This window comes from Prochlorococcus marinus XMU1405 (genome assembly GCF_017696275.1).
Taxonomy (GTDB): domain Bacteria; phylum Cyanobacteriota; class Cyanobacteriia; order PCC-6307; family Cyanobiaceae; genus Prochlorococcus_A; species Prochlorococcus_A marinus_AB.
Map to the genome: position 1 here is coordinate 583,835 of NZ_JAAORF010000003.1, position 22,572 is coordinate 606,406.

Annotated in this window: 21 protein-coding genes; 13 read left to right on the plus strand and 8 right to left on the minus strand. The window is 32.4% G+C overall.

The features are described from left to right. Nucleotides 1–48: 48 nt before the first annotated feature. Together clpX and HA148_RS09235 are read left to right on the plus strand one after the other, a co-directional pair. Nucleotides 49–1,416, plus strand: a complete 1,368-nt coding sequence (gene clpX / locus HA148_RS09230) for an ATP-dependent protease ATP-binding subunit ClpX (RefSeq protein ID WP_209132086.1) — start codon at nt 49–51, stop codon at nt 1,414–1,416. A 57-nt stretch (nt 1,417–1,473) separates the two neighbouring features. Further along, entirely contained in the window at nt 1,474–3,231 is a 1,758-nt protein-coding gene (locus tag HA148_RS09235) for a DNA polymerase III subunit gamma/tau (RefSeq protein ID WP_209132087.1), read from the plus strand. A gap of 1 nt (nt 3,232) precedes the next feature. Here HA148_RS09235 and HA148_RS09240 read toward each other — a convergent pair whose 3' ends face one another. Both HA148_RS09240 and HA148_RS09245 read right to left on the minus strand, forming a co-directional pair. After that, the gene (locus HA148_RS09240; protein WP_209132088.1) at nt 3,233–4,534 is read right to left on the minus strand and encodes a glycosyltransferase family 2 protein; all 1,302 of its coding nucleotides are present in this window, start codon (nt 4,532–4,534) and stop codon (nt 3,233–3,235) included. Between the two features lie 12 nt (nt 4,535–4,546). Further along, on the minus strand, nt 4,547–6,100 hold the full coding sequence (locus HA148_RS09245) for a SpoIID/LytB domain-containing protein (RefSeq protein ID WP_209132089.1): 1,554 nt from the start codon (nt 6,098–6,100) through the stop codon (nt 4,547–4,549). Nucleotides 6,101–6,191: 91 nt separating this feature from the next. On the opposite strand from HA148_RS09245, the gene rpmI reads away from it, so the two are divergent. The 6 genes from rpmI (at nt 6,192) to HA148_RS09275 (ending at nt 10,680) form a co-directional block, all read left to right on the plus strand. Next, nucleotides 6,192–6,389, plus strand: coding sequence for a 50S ribosomal protein L35 (gene rpmI, locus HA148_RS09250; RefSeq protein WP_011819271.1), 198 nt, complete (start codon nt 6,192–6,194; stop codon nt 6,387–6,389). Between the two features lie 27 nt (nt 6,390–6,416). Continuing rightward, nucleotides 6,417–6,764 (plus strand): 50S ribosomal protein L20, encoded by a 348-nt coding sequence (gene rplT / locus HA148_RS09255; RefSeq protein WP_025923700.1) that lies wholly within the window; start codon nt 6,417–6,419, stop codon nt 6,762–6,764. Between the two features lie 36 nt (nt 6,765–6,800). Then, complete coding sequence (locus tag HA148_RS09260; RefSeq protein WP_209132090.1) at nt 6,801–7,358, plus strand: tetratricopeptide repeat protein; 558 nt, start codon at nt 6,801–6,803, stop codon at nt 7,356–7,358. A 2-nt stretch (nt 7,359–7,360) separates the two neighbouring features. Continuing rightward, nucleotides 7,361–8,155 carry a thiazole synthase gene (locus tag HA148_RS09265; protein WP_209132092.1) on the plus strand — a complete coding sequence of 265 codons (795 nt, stop codon included), beginning with the start codon at nt 7,361–7,363 and terminating at the stop codon, nt 8,153–8,155. 170 nt (nt 8,156–8,325) lie between these two features. Beyond that, entirely contained in the window at nt 8,326–9,519 is a 1,194-nt protein-coding gene (locus HA148_RS09270; RefSeq protein ID WP_025882495.1) for an NAD-dependent epimerase/dehydratase family protein, read from the plus strand. A gap of 27 nt (nt 9,520–9,546) precedes the next feature. After that, the gene (locus HA148_RS09275; protein WP_209132094.1) at nt 9,547–10,680 is read left to right on the plus strand and encodes a glycosyltransferase family 4 protein; all 1,134 of its coding nucleotides are present in this window, start codon (nt 9,547–9,549) and stop codon (nt 10,678–10,680) included. A gap of 12 nt (nt 10,681–10,692) precedes the next feature. Here the strand turns inward: HA148_RS09275 and HA148_RS09280 are convergent, their stop codons facing one another. The 5 genes from HA148_RS09280 to HA148_RS09300 form a co-directional block, all read right to left on the minus strand. Beyond that, on the minus strand, nt 10,693–10,941 hold the full coding sequence (locus tag HA148_RS09280; RefSeq protein ID WP_209132096.1) for a hypothetical protein: 249 nt from the start codon (nt 10,939–10,941) through the stop codon (nt 10,693–10,695). A gap of 128 nt (nt 10,942–11,069) precedes the next feature. Continuing rightward, on the minus strand, nt 11,070–13,979 hold the full coding sequence (gene gcvP, locus HA148_RS09285; protein WP_209132099.1) for an aminomethyl-transferring glycine dehydrogenase: 2,910 nt from the start codon (nt 13,977–13,979) through the stop codon (nt 11,070–11,072). Between the two features lie 44 nt (nt 13,980–14,023). Further along, on the minus strand, nt 14,024–14,413 hold the full coding sequence (gene gcvH / locus HA148_RS09290) for a glycine cleavage system protein GcvH (protein ID WP_209132101.1): 390 nt from the start codon (nt 14,411–14,413) through the stop codon (nt 14,024–14,026). 2 nt (nt 14,414–14,415) lie between these two features. Continuing rightward, on the minus strand, nt 14,416–15,708 hold the full coding sequence (locus HA148_RS09295; protein ID WP_209132102.1) for an aminotransferase class I/II-fold pyridoxal phosphate-dependent enzyme: 1,293 nt from the start codon (nt 15,706–15,708) through the stop codon (nt 14,416–14,418). An 18-nt stretch (nt 15,709–15,726) separates the two neighbouring features. Continuing rightward, complete coding sequence (locus HA148_RS09300) at nt 15,727–16,425, minus strand: hypothetical protein (protein ID WP_209132103.1); 699 nt, start codon at nt 16,423–16,425, stop codon at nt 15,727–15,729. 75 nt (nt 16,426–16,500) lie between these two features. Between HA148_RS09300 and HA148_RS09305 the strand changes: the two genes are divergently transcribed. From HA148_RS09305 to HA148_RS09325, 5 genes are read left to right on the plus strand one after another with little or no spacing between them, the layout of a single operon-like run. Beyond that, nucleotides 16,501–17,439 (plus strand): acyl-CoA desaturase, encoded by a 939-nt coding sequence (locus tag HA148_RS09305; protein ID WP_209132104.1) that lies wholly within the window; start codon nt 16,501–16,503, stop codon nt 17,437–17,439. 20 nt (nt 17,440–17,459) lie between these two features. Continuing rightward, nucleotides 17,460–17,915, plus strand: coding sequence for a 50S ribosomal protein L9 (gene rplI / locus HA148_RS09310; RefSeq protein ID WP_209132105.1), 456 nt, complete (start codon nt 17,460–17,462; stop codon nt 17,913–17,915). Between the two features lie 58 nt (nt 17,916–17,973). Further along, entirely contained in the window at nt 17,974–19,356 is a 1,383-nt protein-coding gene (gene dnaB / locus HA148_RS09315; protein WP_209132106.1) for a replicative DNA helicase, read from the plus strand. Between the two features lie 12 nt (nt 19,357–19,368). Then, the gene (gene mnmG, locus HA148_RS09320) at nt 19,369–21,336 is read left to right on the plus strand and encodes a tRNA uridine-5-carboxymethylaminomethyl(34) synthesis enzyme MnmG (RefSeq protein WP_209132107.1); all 1,968 of its coding nucleotides are present in this window, start codon (nt 19,369–19,371) and stop codon (nt 21,334–21,336) included. 48 nt (nt 21,337–21,384) lie between these two features. Continuing rightward, nucleotides 21,385–21,960, plus strand: coding sequence for a chorismate lyase (locus tag HA148_RS09325; protein ID WP_209132229.1), 576 nt, complete (start codon nt 21,385–21,387; stop codon nt 21,958–21,960). On the opposite strand, the gene HA148_RS09330 is transcribed toward HA148_RS09325, so the two are convergent. Continuing rightward, nucleotides 21,940–22,503, minus strand: coding sequence for an RNA helicase (locus HA148_RS09330; RefSeq protein WP_209132109.1), 564 nt, complete (start codon nt 22,501–22,503; stop codon nt 21,940–21,942). The two genes, HA148_RS09325 and HA148_RS09330, sit on opposite strands and share 21 nt — an antisense overlap. Between the last annotated feature and the right edge of the window lie 69 nt (nt 22,504–22,572).

Below are 22,572 nucleotides of genomic sequence, written 5' to 3' on the forward strand. Positions count from 1 at the left end.
AGTGAATAAGGAATATTAAACACCTTTCACTTTAAAAACTTATAATCGATGGCTAAATTCGACGCCCATCTTAAATGTTCATTTTGCGGGAAATCACAAGACCAAGTAAGAAAGCTTATAGCTGGTCCTGGGGTTTATATATGTGATGAGTGCATAGATCTATGTAATGAAATCCTAGATGAAGAACTACTTGATAATCAAGCGAACACAAACAACTCTCCGCAAGTAAAAAAGAAATTACCAACTGATAATTCAAAAAAATCTGTTCCTTTAGAATTAACCTCAATTCCTAAGCCGTTAGAAATTAAAAGTTTTCTAGATAATCAAGTTGTTGGACAAGAATCTGCAAAAAAAATATTATCAGTAGCCGTATACAATCATTACAAGCGATTAGCTTGGAAAGTTAAGGAAGATAGTAAAAATAACAATTCAACAGATTCACAAGCAACTAAATTACAAAAATCAAATATTTTACTCATCGGTCCTACGGGGAGTGGAAAAACTCTATTAGCGCAAACTTTAGCAGAGTTTCTCGATGTTCCTTTTGCAGTAGCTGATGCAACGACTTTGACAGAAGCTGGATATGTAGGGGAGGATGTTGAAAACATACTTTTAAGACTTCTACAGAAATCAGAAATGAATGTAGAACTGGCGCAAAAAGGAATTATTTATATTGATGAAATAGATAAAATTGCAAGAAAAAGCGAAAATCCTTCAATTACTAGAGATGTCTCTGGTGAAGGAGTACAACAAGCATTATTAAAAATGCTTGAAGGAACAATTGCTAATGTGCCACCTCAAGGCGGAAGAAAACATCCTTATCATGACTGCATCCAAATTGATACGAGTCAAATACTATTTATTTGTGGGGGGGCATTTATAGGTTTAGAGGATATAGTTCAAAAGCGTATGGGTAAACACTCTATAGGATTTACCACCAATTCGGATCAAAACAAAGTTGATACAAAAAAAATAGTAGACCCAAGAGATTCCCTGAAAAATTTAGAATTAGATGACTTAGTGAAATATGGCCTAATTCCAGAATTTATTGGAAGAATTCCGGTTTGTGCTGTATTAGATCGTCTTACTAAAGAAACTTTAGAATCTATTTTGACTCAACCAAGAGATGCATTAGTAAAGCAATTCAAAACTTTGCTAAGTATGGATAATGTTGAATTATCATTTGAGCCTGATTCTGTTGAAGCGATAGCAAATGAAGCATACAAAAGAAAAACAGGTGCAAGAGCATTAAGATCAATAATTGAAGAGCTAATGCTAGACATAATGTACACTTTGCCTTCTGAAGAAAATATAAAAGAATTCACAATTACGAAAAAAATGGTAGATAATTTATTCTCATCTAAAATTGTTAAACTACCTTCAGGATCAACAAGAATCATTAAAGAGTCTGCATAAAATTAGAGTTTAATTTTTTTAATTGAATCCCTAATTTTTGTAATTAATGAAAAATAAATGCCAAATATACATAAGCCTTTTCATCAAAAATATAGACCAAACAACTTAAACGAACTGGTTGGGCAAAAATTTATATCCATTACACTCAAACAAGCTCTATTAACAAAAAAAATTGCTCCTGCGTATCTTTTTAATGGTCCAAGAGGCACTGGAAAAACATCAAGTGCAAGAATATTTGCAAAATCTCTAAATTGTCAGGCATTCGACCAACCTACGATAACTCCTTGTTGCAAATGTGACTTATGTCGACAAATTACAGATGGGAGCGCTCTAGATATTATCGAGATTGATGCAGCATCAAATACAGGAGTAGAAAATATAAGAGAAATTATAGAAAGAGCGAGATTTGCACCAACTCAAGCGAGATGGAAAGTCTATGTAATTGATGAATGTCATATGCTTTCAACGGCAGCTTCAAATGCTTTACTAAAAACTATTGAAGAACCGCCCTCAAGAGTTGTATTTATACTTGCGACGACAAATCCTGAGAGAGTATTAAATACAATAAAAAGTAGATGCCAAAAGTTTGATTTTAGAAGAATAAGCCCTAGTGATATTTTTCAACATTTATCAGAAATCGCCGAAAAAGAATCCATTAAGTACGAAGTTCAGGCGTTAAAAATGATTGCAAAAAGGTCTAATGGAGGTATGAGAGATGCACAAAGCCTCCTTGAACAATTGAATCTTTTACCAGAAGGGATAACAATTAATAATATCCAAAACCTCCTAGGAGAGGTATCAGAAAGCGAATTAACAAATCTGATTAAATCATTGGTTGAGAATAATCCAGAGTCATTAATTGATACTTGCAACAAATTATATGATGCCGGAAACGAACCTCTTCAAATAATTATCGGATTATTGAATATAACAAGAGATCTACTATTACACACTACTAATAATAAATATTCAGATCTTTACTATACGTCTGATGAATTTCGAGATGAGTTAGATAAAATCTCAAAAACAATAAATAAATCAACAATAATTAATTGGCATAATAATCTTAGAAATATTGAATATCAAATCAAATCAAGTGATAATCCAAGGCTTTGGTTTGAAATACATTTAACTGGACTTATGAATAGTCAAGATATAAATAGTTTTGAAAATAAAAAAGAAAGTGAAAATAATACGACTGAGGAGAAGCATGAAAGTAGAAAAAACATTCCAATTAATAAAAAAAATATTTCAGATGAGATTCCAAAACCAATTATCCAAGAAGAGATAAATCACAAGGAACTAATCGAAAAAAAAGACGAAAAATTAGAAAAATTTGAAGTTCTTGAAAAAGAAAGTATTGAAAATATTTCTGAAAATAACCAAAATAATTCTGGATCAAATTTAAAAGATAAATGGGAATTAATTCTTTCTAAAGTAGAGTTACCATCAACAAGAATGTTACTTTCACAACAAGCCGAACTTGAAAGTTTTGATTCGGAGAAAATCACAATTGCATTATCACCAAACTGGGAAAGTATGATAAAAAGCAGAAAAGTTATAATTGAAAATACTTTAAAAAAGATATTTGGAGATGGAATAATACTTAATTTTTCAACCAAACAATTAAATAAAAGTAACCCAACAAAAACTCCAGAAATAACCCAAAATGAAGGAAATAATTTCCGGCCAATAAAAAAAATAGAACCAAAAACTAATTCGTCAACAAAAATATCTAACGAGGAAACTTATGATGATAGTTCAAAAAACTTAGCAAATTTTTTTAATGGAGAAATTATAGACCTTGATGAATAGATTAAACTCCAGTATGAAGAGTCTTTCGCCAGAGTATCTTTTTGGGGAAAATAGACATCTTTATAGTTACCCAAGGGATTACTAAAAACCAATGTGATAAATAAAAAACCGATACAAATACCATCCAAAAATTACTTTTTTGCAATACAGGTACTTCACTTTTACAAGAAGAACCGTACCAAAAAGCGATTCCAGATAACATAAAAGCTGTAAGTGAAATAGGCCAGTAAATTGGTGAATCTAAAAAAGCAATACTGAAAACTAAATCAAAAATAGAAATGATTGGTAATGCATATTGCAAGATGAAAAAGTAAGTTAAATCAAATTTCTGCAAATAATCAATTTTATTAGTAAATAATTGATCTCCATAATCGAAGAATCTTTGCAACCCCCCCTCTGCCCATCTTTGCCTTTGCGCTAATAAAGCATTTAAATTTACAACTGCCTCCTCCATGACTGGAGGATCCCATAAGATTCCAATTCTAGATTTTGATAATAATAATCTTAAACTCAAATCAAGATCATCTGTAACTGTATCTTCATTAAAAGAACCACATGCTAATAATGTTTCTTTCTTAATTAATTGACCATTTCCCCTTAATTCGGAAACTCCAGCAACTGATAATCTTCCATATTGAAAGATTGCATCCATAGCCATCTCCATTGACTGACAGGAAGTTAAAAAATTCTTACTTACATTTGTTACTGATTTTCTTAGTTGAACTGCAGACCAATCCCCCTCTTCTACAAAACTAAATAACCTTATCAAAGAATCTTGTTTTAATTCAGCATCAGCATCCAAAACTAATAACCATTCACCATGGGTAAATTTCAAGGCATAATTCAAAGCTCCTGACTTTCCTCCTCCTGCATTTGGAGAACGACTTATGACTTTTAGCTTGTCATATTGTCTAGATAATCGATCTAAAATTAAAGGCGTCTTATCAGAACTACCATCATCGATTATGTAAATATTTAATTTATTTGTTGGATAATCTAAACTAAATAATCTTTCAACTAATCTTGATATGACATTCTCTTCATCTCTAGCTGCGACTAAAATATCAAGCACAGGTAACTCTTTATTGCTAATTCTTCTGCTTACAGTATTTAAAACGTTGTTCCTTTTGAAATTTTTAGAAATAACTATTAAACCGTAAAAAACAATCACAAAAGAAAGAGTCAATATTATGTAAAAGAAATTTTCGATATTGTTAGCATGAGGAATAAAAGCTACTAAAAAACAAGCACTAAGAAATATAAACGACTTCAATCTTCGATTTTTATAAAAACCCTTACTCATAAAAGTAAATTGTTAATTACTTAACTTCCATTGAGACAATATCTCAAATTTTTTTAGTTTTGCATTTCGATAGTAATGATTCAATATTTGTTCATAAGAGAATCCTAATTTAGCCATTTCAATTGCTCCTGACTGAGATAAACCTACACCATGACCGAAGCCTCCTCCTCTCAAAAGCCATAAATCATCATTTAATTTATTAATAGTAAACAAATTACTAGGTATAAAATTTAATACCCGTCGAATATCATCTTTAACAAGAACAATAGGTTTATTACCCTTGTCAGTTTGTATTTCCAATTTTGTCACTCTGCCACTAGACCCACGTTCAATAGGATTTAATTCCAAAACATCTTCATTAATATTTATAAGTTTGTTTTTAATTAACTTTTCTTTAATTTCAAGATTAGAAATTTTCTTATTCCATCGAAAAAGAGAATGATTACTCCCATAAAACTTTTCTTTATCAAAATCTAAAAAATTATTTAAATAAGATTCATTTGTCATTGGAAGTTCAAAAATTTTATTTAATGATTCAGAACCATCAATGATTGAATTGAAATAAGAATAATCTTGAATTTGCCAAGACTCTCCTGCAGTAGCAGATACTCCACCATTAGAACCATGGTAAAAAGCATTTATTGGTTGATTTTCATGAGTGAGAATTAAATTTGAAGTTTCGTCTATGGCTTTTTGTACGTTTTTATATGAAATTTCAGAAGGCTTATAAACTTGGCATTGAGTGCTTATACATAAATGATATTTATCCATATTAAATCTATCAGAATTAAATATGCCCCAAGTTCTTGCAATAACTGCTTGAGCCTTGAGTGCTTCTAAAGGAGAATTCGGTCCAATTTCATATGGCAAAACACCTGCCAAATAGTCATCAAATTCAATTTTTTGAACTAATGTCCAAGTTCCATATAAATCCTTTATTAAATAAAAATTTTTGCCAAAATTAACACCATTTATTTTTATTTTCTCTTCAGAATAAATATATATTGGACCTTCAAGTTTCATATCAGTGTAGTCATTTCTAAGAACAGGAGTAATTTGAAAATTTTTTATTTTTCTGAAAATCTTATTTTTTAATTCAAACTCTGGCAGATCATCTTGAAATGGAATCCATACTTCCCAATTTTTAGGGTAGGCAACAGTCGTCTCAAATCCTTTATCTCTTAGTTTCTCTGATTGTTTTTTTGCCGATTCATAGCTAGCAAAAGGACCAAAAACAAATCTTTCAATTGTTTTTGGATTTTTAACGGGAATATCCGCCCAAGTGATATTTATCTGTTTTGATTTATGTTTAATACCGTTGGACGATATCAAGTTTAAAAAACCTTTATTAGTTGTAAAGTTTATATTTTTTTTCTCCGAAAAACTATCATTCTCCCCGCCTAAATATTGCTTTAAACCAATTAAAAATTTTCCTTTTTTAATTTCATTATGGAGTTCAACCTTTAGCAATTCTTCCCCTTTTGCATTTGAAATAAATTTAGTGTTTATTATTAAAAGAGAAATACAGCCTAAAAATAAGTTTAAAAAGGCAAATTTAAGTTTCATAAATTAGAACTTTCCTTATCAATTAAAAACTTTAATTTGCACCAATGCGTATAAAGGTTTAGATTATCCTAATTAAACACATTTGACTTAAATGTCTAAACTAAAAACTCGTAAATCAGCTGCCAAAAGATTTAAAGCTACTGCGACGGGTAAATTCATGAGAAGAAGAGCTTTCCACAATCATTTACTTGATCATAAAAGCTCAAAATTAAAAAGACATCTATCAACAAAAGCCGTAGTTGATGAAAGAGATGCTGATAATGTAAGATTAATGATTCCATACGCATAAATCTTTAACCAATTTTTATAGATATTCATGGCACGGGTAAAAAGAGGCAACATAGCCAGAAAAAGAAGAAACAAAATCTTAAATCTTGCAAAAGGTTTTAGAGGCGGCAACAAAAATCTTTTCAGAACCGCAAACCAAAGAGTAATGAAAGCTCTTTGTAATGCTTATAGGGATAGAAGAAGAAGAAAAAGAGATTTTAGAAGACTTTGGATCTCTAGAATTAACGCATCTGCGAGGATAAATGGAACAAACTATAGCAAGTTAATAAATGGGATGAAAAATGCAGAAATTATTATCAACAGAAAAATGCTTGCTCAATTAGCCTTAAACGATCCTAAGTGTTTTGAAAAAATTGTTTCTTCCGTTAGTAAGTAGAAAAAAGAATATAATCTAGAAAGGTAATCATAAATAATGGAAATATCTTCCTTTCAATCTTATTTAATAATTCTTTTTGTTGTATTAATAATAATTTCTATTTTTGTATTTAGACAATTTCTAAAAACAAGAAGTGAAGAATTAAATTTAGTAAAATTTGAGCAGAAAGGTTTAGATTCTCTCACTCAAGCTACAGAATTGTATGAATTTGGGTCTATTCAGATAAAAAAAAGATTATATTCTGAAGCTACTAAAACTTTTTTAAAAGCAATTGAAAATTATGAAAATGAACCTGATGAAGCCAAAGCGATAATAAATAATGCTTTAGGATTTTCTTACGCTGCTCAAAATGAATTTAAGAAAGCAATTAAACACTATAAATCTGCAATAAAATCACTTCCAGAATATCCTATAGCCCTAAATAACCTCGCATCAGCACAACAGCGTTTACTTGAGTACGACTTGGCATATGAAACTTATCAAAAGGTTTTAGTGATAGATCCAAAAAACAAAACAGCAATTAAAAAAAGTAAGGAGTTAGAAAAAAGAAACAGTTATGAACCTTATAAAGGTATTAAAGATAAGGGATTCTAAATATGGAAAATTATTCTTCTTTACTAATTGGTGGAAAACAATTTTCCAGTAGATTAATGGTTGGTACTGGCAAATACAAATCTACTCAAGATATGGTGGAAAGTTTGTCAAATTCTGAAACGGAAATTATAACCGTCGCTGTTAGAAGAATTAAAAATGATCAGACGGGAGAAAATTTACTCGAAAAGATCAACTGGGAAAAATACTGGATGCTTCCTAATACAGCTGGTTGTGTTAATTCTGATGAGGCAGTCAGAATAGCAATTTTAGGTAGAGAACTTGCAAAATTATCTGGTCAAGAAGAAAATAATTTTGTGAAGTTAGAAGTTATTCCTGACAAAAAGTATTTGCTACCAGATCCAATAGAAACTCTTAAAGCAGCCGAAATTTTAATAAAAAAGGGTTTCGCTGTACTACCTTATATAAATGCAGATCCTATTCTTGCAAAAAGACTAGAAGAAATAGGTTGTGCAACTTTAATGCCATTGGGCTCTCCCATAGGCTCAGGGCAAGGTTTGTTAAATTTATCAAATATAAGGATTATTATTGAAAATGCAAAAGTGCCAGTAATAATTGACGCAGGAATAGGTGTGCCTAGTGAAGCTTCTCAAGCTATGGAAATTGGAGCTGATGGTGTCTTAATTAATAGTGCAATAGCACAAGCTGCAAATCCTCCTCTAATGGCCCAAGCGATAAATTATAGTGTGAAAGCTGGCAGGCAAGCTTTTCTGGCAGGAAGAATTAAAAAACAAGACTTTGCAGTAGCAAGTTCGCCGGAAAAAAATATATCTATCTAATTCTCTAAATTGAGAAAAGTTTAAAAAGAAAGTAAAAATTTATTATTTTCTTTTATTTATCGTATTAAGAAAGAAGATTTGAAACTATTTACAATGTTTTTTCGCAAAGTGGAAGCACGCTGTAGTAATTTAATAAATATATTATGAATCTTTTAATTCTGGAGTTCTGAGTGAAAGTTATTGTTCTGGGTGGAGATGGTTTTTGCGGTTGGCCTTGTGCGGTGAATTTAGCAGAGCAAAATCATGATGTAATTATTGTCGACAATTTAAGTCGTAGAAAAATTGATATTGATCTCGAGGTAGAATCTTTAACTCCAATTTCTTCTATAACAGAACGACTTTCTGCATGGGAAGAGACTGGAGGCAAGCCTATGAGATTTCTAAACATGGATATCTCTAAACAATATCAAAAATTACTCAATTTGCTCATTGATGAAAAACCAGATTCCGTGATCCATTTTGCAGAACAAAGAGCAGCACCATACTCGATGAAATCGAGTTTTACCAAAAGATATACAGTAGATAATAACGTTAATGGCACCCACAACCTACTTGCTGCGATAGTAGAGAGTAATTTAGATATTCATGTTGTTCATTTAGGAACAATGGGAGTCTACGGATATGGATCACATAGAGGTGCAACAATTCCAGAAGGTTATCTAAAAGTTGAAGTTCCACAACCTGATGGAAGCCGCTTTGAAGAAGAAATATTACACCCTGCAAGCCCAGGTAGTGTCTACCATATGACTAAAACTTTAGATCAATTATTATTTCTTTACTACAACAAAAATGATCTTGTAAGGATCACTGATCTACATCAAGGCATTGTTTGGGGAACAAATACAGACGCAACTTTAAAAGATCCTAGATTGACAAACCGATTTGACTATGACGGAGATTATGGAACTGTTTTAAACAGATTTCTAATGCAAGCTGCAATTGGATATCCATTAAGTGTTCATGGGACAGGAGGGCAAACAAGAGCATTTATACATATAAAAGACTCTGTAAAATGCGTACAACTTGCTCTTGAAAATCCTCCAAAATCTGGAGAAAGAGTCAAAATCTTTAATCAAATGACTGAGAGTCATCAAGTTGGAGAACTAGCTAAAAAAGTTGCTTCTCTAACTGGAGCTGATATCAATTATTTACCAAATCCAAGGAATGAAGCAGTAGAAAATGATCTAATTGTTGATAATAAATGCTTTATAGAATTAGGATTAAACCCAACTACTCTTGATAATGGCTTATTAGAAGAAGTTGTTGAAGTTGCTAAAAAATACTCCAATAGATGTGATCTTAATCGCATACCTTGTGTTTCATCCTGGACAAAAAAACAAGCTGAGGCTATAAAGACTAATTAAAATTTTTGAAATAGTTACCTTAAGAAAGTGAAAATTGCATTGTTTACTGAAACTTTTTTACCTAAAGTTGACGGCATAGTCACAAGACTGACTAAAACAATTGAATTTTTAATAAAAAATGGTGATGAAGTTATAATTTTTTGTCCAGAGGGGTGTCCAGAATCATATATGGGAGCAACTGTAGTGGGAGTTGCTGCAATGCCATTACCCTTATACCCAGAGTTGAAGCTTGGTTTACCAGGTCCAGCAGTCTCAGATAAGTTAGAAAAATTTAACCCAGATTTGATACATGTTGTTAATCCAGCTGTACTTGGCTTAGGTGGCATATGGTTGGCGAAAACTAATAATATTCCTTTAATTGCTAGCTACCATACTCATCTTCCGAAATATCTGGAACATTACGGTATGGGTATGCTAGAGCCACTTTTGTGGGAATTACTTAAAGCAGCTCATAATCAAGCCTTGTTAAATTTATGTACATCCACCGCTATGGTCAATGAATTAAAAGATAAAGGTATTCAAAGGACTGCTCTTTGGCAAAGAGGAGTAGATACTTACAGTTTCAGACCAGATTTAAGAAGTGAGAAAATGAGAGATAAGTTATTTGGAAAATATAAAGATGCTAATTATTTATTGATTTATGTTGGAAGATTATCAGCAGAAAAACAAATTGAGAGAATTAAACCAGTCTTAGAAAGTATCCCTAATGCTTGTCTAGCACTTGTAGGTGACGGACCGTACAGAAACCAGCTTGAAAAAATCTTCGAAAATACCAAGACTAATTTCATAGGATATTTATCTGGTGATGAACTTGCTAGCGCCTATGCCTCTGGAGATATATTTTTATTTCCCTCTAGTACAGAAACACTTGGTTTAGTTTTACTAGAAGCAATGGCCGCAGGATGTCCAGTTATCGGAGCCAACAAGGGGGGGATTCCAGATATAATTAGCGATGGGATTAATGGTTGTTTATATGATCCAGATGAAAAAGATAATGGGATACAAAGTTTGATTGAAGCAACAAAAAAAATTTTAGAGAATGAAGATAAAAGAGAAGTTATGAGAAAAGAAGCACGAAACGAAGCAGAAAAATGGGATTGGAATCAAGCAACGTTACAACTACAAAATTATTATGCAGATACTCTAAAAAAAATAGATTAAGCTAAATCTTAATTATGCTACGTGTGGAGGCGTAGGACTACTATACGAACTTAAAGGAAGTATAAGAGTAGCGATATTTTGATTCTTTTCAGGCCTTTTTTTCTTTGAAAATTTTTTACCAAAAGGAACTCTTATAACATTGGTTCCCTCAATGGAAAATATGTTTGAGTTATCAACTGAAAATTTATTGACAAAATTTGGTAAGTCGATGTTTTTAACTGGCAGGTGCTTAACATTACCAGATTTAGAATCTTTGGTCATAGCTTCAAATACCCCAAAAATTTGATGCCCAATTATTGTAATAAAAAAATTTAAAAAAATTCTATAAGAAAATATTAAATTTTTATTCTCACTGATAATAACTAAGTAAATTCAAGGACGCTAGTCCTTTAAGCACATTTTTTTTCTTCTAAAGTCTCATCTTGATTTACATTACAAGAACAAATTAAATTGCGATCGCCATATGCATTATTGATCCTAGAAACTGAAGACCAAAACTTAATAGATGTTGAGGTTTTATAAGGAAAAGAAGCTTTTTCTTTTGAATAAGGATAATGCCAATTATCAGCAATTAACTCTTTCAGCGTATGGGGAGCGTTACTTATTACATTATTATTCTTTAATTCAATATTTTTTTCTATTTCGCTGATTTCTTCTCCAATCAATAACATAGCCTCACAAAATCTATCCAATTCAACCAAACTTTCACTTTCAGTAGGCTCTATCATTATGGTCTCTGGAACAGGCCAACTTATAGTTGGGGCATGAAAACTATAATCAATTAATCGTTTAGCTAAATCATTTACACTCAAACCAGTTTTGGATTTTAAATCTCTAAAATCTAAAATACATTCATGTGCGACAAAATTATTTTTTCCTTTATAAAGAATCTTGAATTTATGCTTTAAAGAATGCGCAATATAATTTGCAGATAAAATTGCATGTGCAGTTGCTTTCCTTAAACCACTTAGACCAGCCATTTTTATGTACATCCAACTTATTGGAAGAATACTTGCACTGCCATGCTTTGCAGATGATACGAAATTAGAACTATTAGATAAATTATTATCCATAAGAGAATGAGTAGGAAGAAATGGACTTAAAGTATCTGATGCAGCAACTGGACCAACTCCTGGACCTCCTCCTCCATGTGGAATGCAGAATGTTTTATGTAAATTCAAATGACAAACATCAACACCATAATTCCCCGGTTTGCATAATCCAACCTGAGCGTTCAAATTTGCCCCATCTAAATAAACAAATCCTCCAACGGAGTGAATTAAGTCACATATCTTTCTAATTTGTAATTCAAAAACTCCATGAGTAGAGGGATACGTCAACATAAGAGCCCCTATTTGGTTATCAAATTTCTTGACCTTGATCGACAAATCTTGAAAATCAATATTTCCTTCGTTATCACATTCAACAGTTAAAACATCAAAACCTGCCATAACTGCACTAGCAGGATTTGTTCCATGAGCACTTTTAGGAATTAAACATTTTTTTCTTGAAAGTTCGCCTTTTGATTCAAAATAAGAATTTATTGCCAATAAACCTGCAAACTCGCCTTGAGATCCTGCATTTGGTTGAAAAGAAACTGATTTTAAACCAACAATATCACTTATCCATTTTTCTAGGTCAGATATTATTTTTGAATAGCCTTTAGTTTGATCTAGTGGAGAAAAAGGATGAATCGAAGATAAATTAGCCCAGGAGACAGGATTTAACTCGGCTGAAGAATTTAACTTCATGGTACAGCTTCCCAATGGCATCATTCCATCAACCAAAGAAAAATCTTTTTCAGCAAGACGGAATATATATCTCATTAATTCAGTTTCACTTTGATAATTTGTGAAAATATCTTGCTGCATCCATTTACCAGATCTCAAACCAATACTTTCAAGCTGAAATCCCTTATCAAATTTTATATTCTCTAAATCGTCTTTTTTTTGTACAGCACTTGCTATGAAACTTAAGATGTTTTGGATTTCTTTTTCATTACTCAGCTCATCTAAAGAGATTCCAAAACCAGTGGAATTTTCAATAGTTGATCCCAAAGGCAAAATTCTTAGGTTAAATCCATTTTTTAAAGCTTCATTATGAATATTTTGGGCATGCTCAGAATAAACATCTACACTATCAAATCTAATCCCATCAGATACATAAAAACCTAGATTAGCCAAACATGATTCTAAATTGATTCTCAACTGAACTATTCTCTTAGCAATTTCCGTTAAACCATTAGGTCCATGATAAATAGCATAAAAAGAAGAAATTATGGCTAACAAAGATTGAGCAGTACATATATTACTAGTAGCCTTCTCCCTTCTAATATGTTGCTCTCTTGTTTGTAATGCTAGTCTCAAAGACTTTTCTCCATTTTTAGAGAGAGTTTGACCAACTATTCTTCCCGGGATAAGCCTTTTATATTTTTCGCTACATGCAAAAAATGCGGCATGAGGCCCACCAAAACCCATTGGAACTCCGAATCTTTGCATACTACCTACTGCAACATCCACACCAAATTCAGAGATTGGTTTAATTAAAACTTGTGCAAGTGGATCAATACATGCAGTTACAATAATTTCTGATCTATGTGCTTGAGATATTAAAAATGTTGGATCAAATAATTCCCCATTTTTGCCGGGTAATTGCAACAAAATTCCGAAAACATCCTCATTATTAGGAAGGTTGCTTGGAGTAAAGCGTTTTAAGGATATTCCCAAAGGTTTTGCCCTGGTTTGTAAAACATTAAAAGTATGATCAAAAACATTTGACTCTACTAAGTAAACTTTCGAAGATTTATTTTTTCTTGCGGAAAAACTCATAGCCATAGCTTCTGCAGCAGCAGTGGCTTCATCTAACAAAGAAGCATTAGCAACAGGGAATCCTGTCAGTTCACAAACAATAGTCTGGAAATTAAAAAGAGCTTCTAGTCTTCCTTGAGCAATTTCTGCTTGGTATGGAGTATAAGACGTATACCACCTGGGGTTTTCAAGAACATGCCTTTGGATTACTTTAGGCATGTGATTATCGTAATAACCAAGTCCTATTAGAGATCTCATTTTAATGTTTTTATTAGCAATCTCATCTAATTCGTTTAAAGCCTCAATTTCCGAACATCCACTGGGTAATATTTCAGAAGAATTATCTTTTAACTGAATATCCTCAGGAACAACTTGATCTATAAATTGATCAATATTATTGAAACCAAGCTTGAAGAGCATTGTCTGCTCATCCAAATCACTCAGACCAAGGTGTCTATTAATAAATAAATCTGAATTAACGGTGGATTTCATATCCAATTTTTTCAACAGCTTAGCCTATTGATAAAGATTTTGCTTTAAATTGGCATGACCTTTGATTTATATACCTCTGAGGTCATCAAATTATCAAATGATACTTTGGATTCGGGTTTAATAACAATCAACCATCCTTCTCCAATCGGATCATTCTGTAAAAGCTCTGGGTTATCAATAACACTTTCATTTACAGATACTATTTCTCCTGAAAAAGGCAGGTAAACTTCCTCAACAGCCTTAACAGATTCTATTGTTCCAAATGTATCACCTTTCTCTAAAGTTGAACCTTGATCAGCTAATTCAACAAAAACAATATCCCCCAATTGATCAACAGCAAATTCACTAACTCCAATTTTTAAAAATCCGTTTTCTTCTAATACATATTCATGCGTATCAGCATAATTAAGGTTATCTGGAAATTGGTAAGACATAATTAGGTTGATAAAGAAATTAGAGAATCTTTTGTAATTAATTTTGCCTCTAATAATTCAGATAATAGTTGAATTAAAGCAATTTTGATATGAGCTATGTGAGAACCACCTTGAACATAAATGTTATAGGGATCTCTTAAAGGAGCATCAGCAGAAAATTCACTCGTACTACCTTCAATAAATGTACCTCCTGCCATTAATAATTTTGAATCATATCCGTCCATTGATGATGGAACAACATTCAGAAAAGAATCTACTGGTGAAGAATTTTGAAAAGATTGACAAACTTTTTGTACCAAATCAGGATTATTCAATCTTACTGACTGAATAAGATCAGATCTATAACTTGCTGGCTCTGGTAAAACCTTAAATCCCAAATTTTTAAAGACTGCTGCAATCATATCAGCACCTTTTAGTGATTCGTGAACAATTTGTGGTGCTAAAAACAAACCCTGCAAAATTAATCTTCCTAGTCCAAAATTTATTCCTGCAGAAGAGCCAATGCCTGGTGAAGTTAATCTAGAACATGCCATTTCAACCAGCTCTGCATCTCCTGCAACGTACCCACCAGTAGGAACGATTGTTCCCCCCAAATTTTTAATCAATGATCCAGCAATTATATTTGCACCTTTAGAAATTGGTTCACTATCTTCAACAAGCTCCCCATAACAATTATCAACAAAACATATACAATTAGGATCAAGAGAATGAATAAGACTACAAATTTTCTCTATCTGATGATTCGTAAGAGATTTTCTCCAGCTATATCCACAACTTTTTTGTATGAATACTAATTTGCATGAATTTTCTTCAAAAGAATGAACAATTTTTTCTTCAAAAGAATCAAAATTCTCGCAGATATTTATTTGCTTGTATTCAATGTCAAAATCTTTAAGTGAGCCTTTTCCTCCTCCCCTTATTCCTATGACTTCTTCTAAAGTGTCATATGGTTGTCCTGTAAGAGATAACATTACATCTCCAGGTCGAAGAATTCCAAATAAGACAGAACTTATTGCATGCGTTCCACTTACAAATTGCATCCTCACAGCAGCCTTTTCAGCAAGAAACAATCTTGCAAATACCGCATCAATTTTTTCTCTAGATATATCATCATGACCACTACCAGAAGATTGATTGAAATGACTAGTAGAAACTTTTTCTTCCTTAAAAATTGTCAAAATATTTTCTAATTTCTGGAAAACCTGATTGGACCTTTCTTGGAAAACTTTACTTAAACTCTCTTCAACAGAAAGAATAGCTTTTTCAGCCAATTTTAAGTTATTGTCAAGAGTCATTTATTATGAAAATTCATCTTATTTTTCAGAAGCTAAATTTCTTAATTCTGCGAGGAAAGCATTAGGTCCCCTACCCTGAAAATAAGAAAGTGTTTTTGAAGCCTCATATAAATCAAGAAGTTCTCCATCTAATTCTTCTGCCGTATAATCTCTAATTCCTGCAATTACCTCAGCAAAACGTTCTCTACGGGCAGATTTATTGACAGCATAGGCTTCCATTACCTGCATTTTACATGATCTCCAAGCCTTATTCTGACAAAAATGCACTGAAAGAGCATCACTTAAAGCAGAAGCTTCTTCATCTTCTATGTACCAGTCAAAAGATGAAGGTAGAGGTTTTAATCCTGAAAATATCTCGAATAACTCCCCGGCCGACAATGGATTACCAGAATCATTTTTTAGGGGTAATGCAGACTCTTCCAAAGATTTCCATAACTCTGGGTAATCACTTTCAAAACGATCCCTGATTTTTTCAATACCTTGATCAAGAATCGTATTAACTTGAGCTAAAGCAAGAAAAACTTCAGGACCTGGCGAAGATAACTTACCATTCCTAAGATTAGAAATTTGCGAATTATGAACTTTACCTAAATCAAGAACTTCAGAAAGTAATGGCAATACTCTGTGAGACCATCCATTTCTTTCATGCCAGAGGTGTATCAAATGAGCCATAGCCCTTCGACCTCTAGATAATTTATCGCGATATCCGAGACTCACAGATAATTAAACTTATCAATAGTATAGTATGATAATATTACATATCGGTAATTTTGAAAATAGTATTTCAATATCATGAATTCAGTAATTTTCCAAGAAACAGCAAAATTAAAAAAACCTGTTCCAGCTGAAAAAGTTATAGAACTCTCAGAAAAATTACTGGAACCTTCCAGTCATTCAAAAAGATATCCTCCAAGACTACATAAAACGTGGGGAACAATAGTTTTTATGGTTGCAATTCATATTCTTTCTCTTGTAGCTTTACAACCAAAATTTTGGAGTCTCCCTGCAGTCACTTCATTATTATTTTTTTACTGGGTAACTGCTTGTTTAGGAGTCACCCTTGGATATCACAGATTGCTATCACACAGATCGTTCATTGTGCCAAAATGGTTAGAAAGATTTTTTGCTACCTGTGGAGCCATAAGTTGCCAGCATGGCCCAATAGATTGGGTAGGTTTACATAGGCATCACCACTCTTTTTCAGATACCGAAGTAGATCATCACAATAGTAAAAAGGGGTTTTGGTGGAGTCATATGGGTTGGATGTTTAAAGACGTAGAAGCACTAAAAGCTGTTCCAAAACTAAGTGCAGATTTAATCAAGGATCCATACTATAGATTTCTAAATAAATATTTTTTATTCTTACAAATTCCTATTGGACTTTCATTGTACGCAATAGGTCAAAAATTAGGAGTTGGAGGATGGGCTCTAGTCCTTTGGGGAATTCCATTGAGGCTTGTGGTTGTTTATCACGTGACTTGGCTAGTCAACTCCGCAACGCATTGTTGGGGTAAAGCACCATTTGAAAGTGGTGATTCATCTAAAAACAATGCATGGGTTGCTGCATTAACTTTTGGAGAAGGTTGGCATAATAATCATCATGCATTTCCTAATTCGGCAAAACAAGGATTATTTAAAGGTCAGATAGACATAACATGGGAACATATTAAGATTCTTGCAAAATTTGGTTTTGCAAAAAAAGTAAAGTTACCCTCTAGGTCTTATTATTAACTATATTGTTCAATATTTTCATGTCTAAAAGAGTACAAGTCGCATTAACTGAATCAATCGCATCACTAGGTAAAGAAGGAGATCTAGTTGATGTAGCACCAGGATACGCAAGAAATTTTCTGTTACCTTATGGGAAGGCAATGAATGTAACACCAGCAGTCCTTAAACAAATTGAGAGGAAGAAAGAAAAAGAAAAAATCGCTGCTGATAAATTAAAGCAAGAAGCTTTAGATTTCCAAACTGCATTATCTACAATAGGTAGGTTCACTATCAAAAAACAGGTTGGAGAAGATGGTGTCCTTTTTGGAACGGTTACGAATGGTGATGTTGCCGAAGCGATAGAAGCGGCTACTAAAAAAGAAATTGATAGAAGAAACATTACTGTTCCTGATATCCATAATTTAGGTTCCTTTACTGCAAAAATAAAATTACATCCAGAAGTAAATGCAGAAGTAAATATTGAAGTAACAAGTTAATCAATTTGTTGCATTATTTTGAAAAGTAGCCAGAGTATATATCTAAGCAATTAAAGATATGGTTTCCGTACCTTTTCCAAATAATGGGCAAAATAAAAATTTTAAAAAGGATTTTAATAGTGAAAATGCTGGATTAGTTCCTCCTCAAAACGTTCAAGCAGAGGAAGCAGTTCTTGGTGGAATACTTCTTGATCCAGACGCGATCGGAAGAATTGCAGACTTAATTAAACCTGAAGCTTTTTATATAAATGCCCATCAAGAGATTTATAGAACAGCATTAATGTTGCATACCCAGGGAAAACCAACTGATTTAACATCAATGAGTGCTTGGTTAGCAGATAATGGATCATTAGAAAAAATTGGAGGAAACAGCAAACTGGTAGAACTCGTTGAAAATGTTTCCTCTACAGCTTCCATAGAACAAGTTGCTAATTTAATTAACGACAAATTCATGAGAAGGCAACTTATTAGATCTGGAAATGAAGTGGTTCAACTAGGTTTTGATCAAACTCAAGATACTAATGAAGTTCTAGATAAAGCAGAGCAAAAAATATTTGAAATCAGTCAAGAAAAACCTTCAAAAGGTCTGACTCAAGCAGCTGAAATCCTTACAAGTACTTTCAATGAAATAGAGTCAAGATCATTAGGTACTTCAGTAGCTGGAATTCCTGTAAATTTCTACGATCTTGATGCGATGACTCAAGGTTTTCAAAGAAGTGATTTAATAATTGTTGCTGGAAGACCTTCAATGGGGAAAACTTCAATGGTTCTTAATCTAGCTAAAAATGTTGCACAATCTCAAGATTTACCTGTGTGTGTATTTAGCCTTGAAATGAGTAAAGAACAGTTGACATATAGACTGCTCTCTATGGAAGTGGGAATCGAAAGTGGCAGGCTAAGAACAGGAAGATTACAGCAAGATGAATGGCCATTACTCGGAGAAGGTATCAATTCATTAGGTCAATTACCAATATTTATAGATGATAAGCCTAACTTAAGTGTTCTAGAGATGAGATCTCTGTGCAGAAGATTAATAGCTGAACAAAAAAAAGAACTTGGATTAATTGTGATTGATTATCTGCAGTTAATGGAAGGATCAACCCCTGATAATAGAGTGCAAGAACTTTCACGAATAACAAGAGGTCTTAAAAGCATGGCCAGAGAATTAAAAGTACCAGTAGTAGCTTTATCTCAGCTAAGTAGAGGGGTTGAGTCTAGAACAAATAAAAGACCAATGTTAAGCGATCTAAGAGAATCAGGATCTATTGAACAAGACGCAGATTTAGTATTAATGATTTACAGAGATGAATACTATAATCCGGAGACTGAAGATAGAGGAATTACAGAAATCATTGTCACTAAACATAGAAATGGACCCGTAGGAACTGTTAAATTATTATTTGAACCTCAATTTACGAGATTTAGGAATTTAGCTAACTAAATCGATCCTAAAATGCAAGATCATCAATCAACAAATGAATCTTTTGACATCATCGTTATTGGAGGAGGACATGCAGGATGCGAAGCCGCTATAACAACAGCAAAATTAGGTTTTTCTACTGCCTTATTTACAATTAATCTAGATAGAATTGCCTGGCAACCCTGTAACCCTGCGGTTGGAGGCCCAGCAAAAAGTCAGTTGGTTCATGAAGTTGATGCATTAGGTGGAATTATTGGTAAATTAGCCGATGAGACAGCTATTCAAAAAAGAATATTAAATGCAAGTAGAGGCCCAGCTGTATGGGCGTTAAGAGCTCAGACAGATAAAAGAGAATACTCAAAAAGAATGATTGAAATACTACAAAATACAGATAATTTATCTTTAAAAGAAGCAATGATTACTGAACTGGATATTGCAAAAACTGAACAAATTGGATTGAACTCAAAAAAAATCATAAAAAAAAGAATACAGGGTGTAAAAACATTCTTTGGTAGTTACTATTCAGCGAAATCAGTTATCATCACAGCTGGTACGTTCTTAGAAGGCAAAATATGGATAGGGAATAAATCTATGTCAGCAGGTAGGTCGGGCGAACAAGCAGCACAAGGTCTCACTCAAAACTTGCACGAAATTGGTATTAAAACAGAACGTTTAAAAACAGGAACTCCAGCAAGAGTTGACAAAAAAAGTATCATTTTTGATGAATTAGATATTCAACCTAGTACTGCAGCTGATAAATATTTTTCGTTTGACCCAGATATAAAAAATAATATGCCCCAAGTTAGTTGTCATATCACTAGAACTACTTCTAAAACACATCAACTCATTAGAGATAATTTACATTTAACTCCCATTTACGGCGGTTTTATTGATAGTAAAGGTCCAAGATATTGTCCCTCTATTGAAGATAAAATCGTTAAATTTGCCGATAAAGAATCACATCAAATTTTCTTAGAACCAGAAGGAATTAATACCCCTGAAATATATGTACAAGGATTTTCAACAGGTTTACCCGAAAATATTCAATTAGAACTTTTAAGAACCTTACCTGGATTAAGTGAATGTAAAATGTTGCGACCAGCATATGCTGTGGAGTACGACTATATTCCTGCAACACAGCTCCAAACATCTCTCGAAACGAAAGAAATTGAATATTTATTTAGCGCAGGACAAATTAATGGGACTACTGGTTATGAAGAAGCAGCAGCACAAGGGTTAGTTGCAGGAGTCAATGCGACAAGAAAATTAAACAAAAAAGACCCAATAATCTTCACTAGAGAAAGCAGTTATATTGGAACAATGATCAATGATTTAATTACCAAAGATCTCAAAGAACCATATAGAGTTCTCACTAGTAGGAGTGAATATAGGTTAACTCTTAGAGGAGATAATGCGGATAGGAGATTAACGCCATTAGGTTATCAAATAGGACTAATTAATGAGAAAAGATGGTCGGTCTATCAAGAAAAAATGAAATTCCTCGAGGAAGAGAAATTAAGATTAAATAATACTCGTTTAAAAAATACCGATGAAATATCAAAAAAAATAGAATTAGAAACGGGATCAAAAATCAAAGGCTCAACAACTTTGAAAGAACTCTTAAAAAGACCAAATTTTCATTATTCAGATCTAATTAAATATAATTTGAATAAAAAAAATCTAGGTCCTTCAATACAAGAAGGTGTTGAAATAGATATTAAATACGAGGGTTACCTTAAAAGACAAAAAAACAACATAGAACAAATAAATCGTCAAAGATGTAAATCTCTGCCTCAAGAAATAAATTATGAAAAGATAGAGACATTATCTTTAGAAGCTAGAGAAAATTTGAATAAGATAAAGCCAAAAAATTTTGGTGATGCCTCAAAAATTCCTGGAGTAAGCAAAGCTGATTTAACTGCATTACTTGTTTGGCTAAAAATAAGAGAAATTAAAAAAGAAAAGGCAAATATTTTTATCGAAAAAAAGTTATCATCTTAAAAGGATTCCTTCTGAGCACTGAATAATAAACTTTTTAAATCACCAAATATTTTATGGGAAGAAAAAGCCTCCTCTTTTTTAGTGAAAAATTCACTCCCAAAAATATCTGGTCCATGGAAATTAATGTTGCTTGGGGATGGAAGTCCAACTAGACATTTACAGCTTTTAACTAATCAAGAGACAAAAATTAAGTTAATTTCAATGCGAGTTGATCCTCTATTCATTGAAGAAGGTCCTAAAGAATTAAATCAATTAAATGGACCTTTAATTAGAAGACAAGTATGGATTAAAAACAATAATAAAAACCTAGCATGGGCTGAAAGTTGGTGGAATGAAGAACAAGTGAATGAAAATTTAAAAGCCAAAGAAGAACCAATTTGGAAGAATTTGACGCAAGACAGATCAGAATTGTTTAGAGAAGTTGACCGAATTTCACTTGTTAATTCAAATTGGTTAGAGGATCAATTTTGTTTTAAAGGTCCATTCTGGTCAAGAAATTATAGATTTTTTCGAGACAAAAAGCCCTTAACAGTTATTAGAGAAGTATTCAATCCACATTTAGAAAGTTTATTAGGCTATTCAGGAATTAAAGAATTTACGAAACTATACTCTTCTTCTTCTTGATCTGGGAAGATTTCTTGATTTTGATTGAACTTGTTGGTTTGATTGAACTCTCGAAGTATTATTCTCTTTTTCTGAATCTCTTTGCCATCTTTCAACTTTGAAATCCATCTCATCTGGCCAATCTTCGTCCTTACTCTCTCTCACATAAGGTAATTTTTTTTGCTCAGTTGTATCTATATTTTTTGGTTGCCTTAAAGATATTGCTTCTAAAGGTCTTTTTGAGTACTGTTTAGCTGATTCATAAGAATTTGATTCTCTAGAAAATGTCTTAATATCGCTGTTATCATCATAAAAATTCTCATCATTCCAATCATCATTATCTTCATCAAAAAATAAATCCACTTTTTCAGATACCCATCTTCCTACTTTTTTCACACTCTTACTTGTTATTCCTTGAAAATCTGAGTTCCTTCTTTTTCCTGGTCTAGCACCAGATACTCCATCAACAAATTGCCTTCCAGTTTCGAAAATTTTATCAACCTGTTTATCAACAATATTTTTATCAAAACTATTTCTAAGATTTCTAATTCTCTTTGAATCCATAAATTATTTTGCTTTTTAAAATATAAATTACATTAAAAAAATAAATAATTCCAAATATAGAAACAAAAA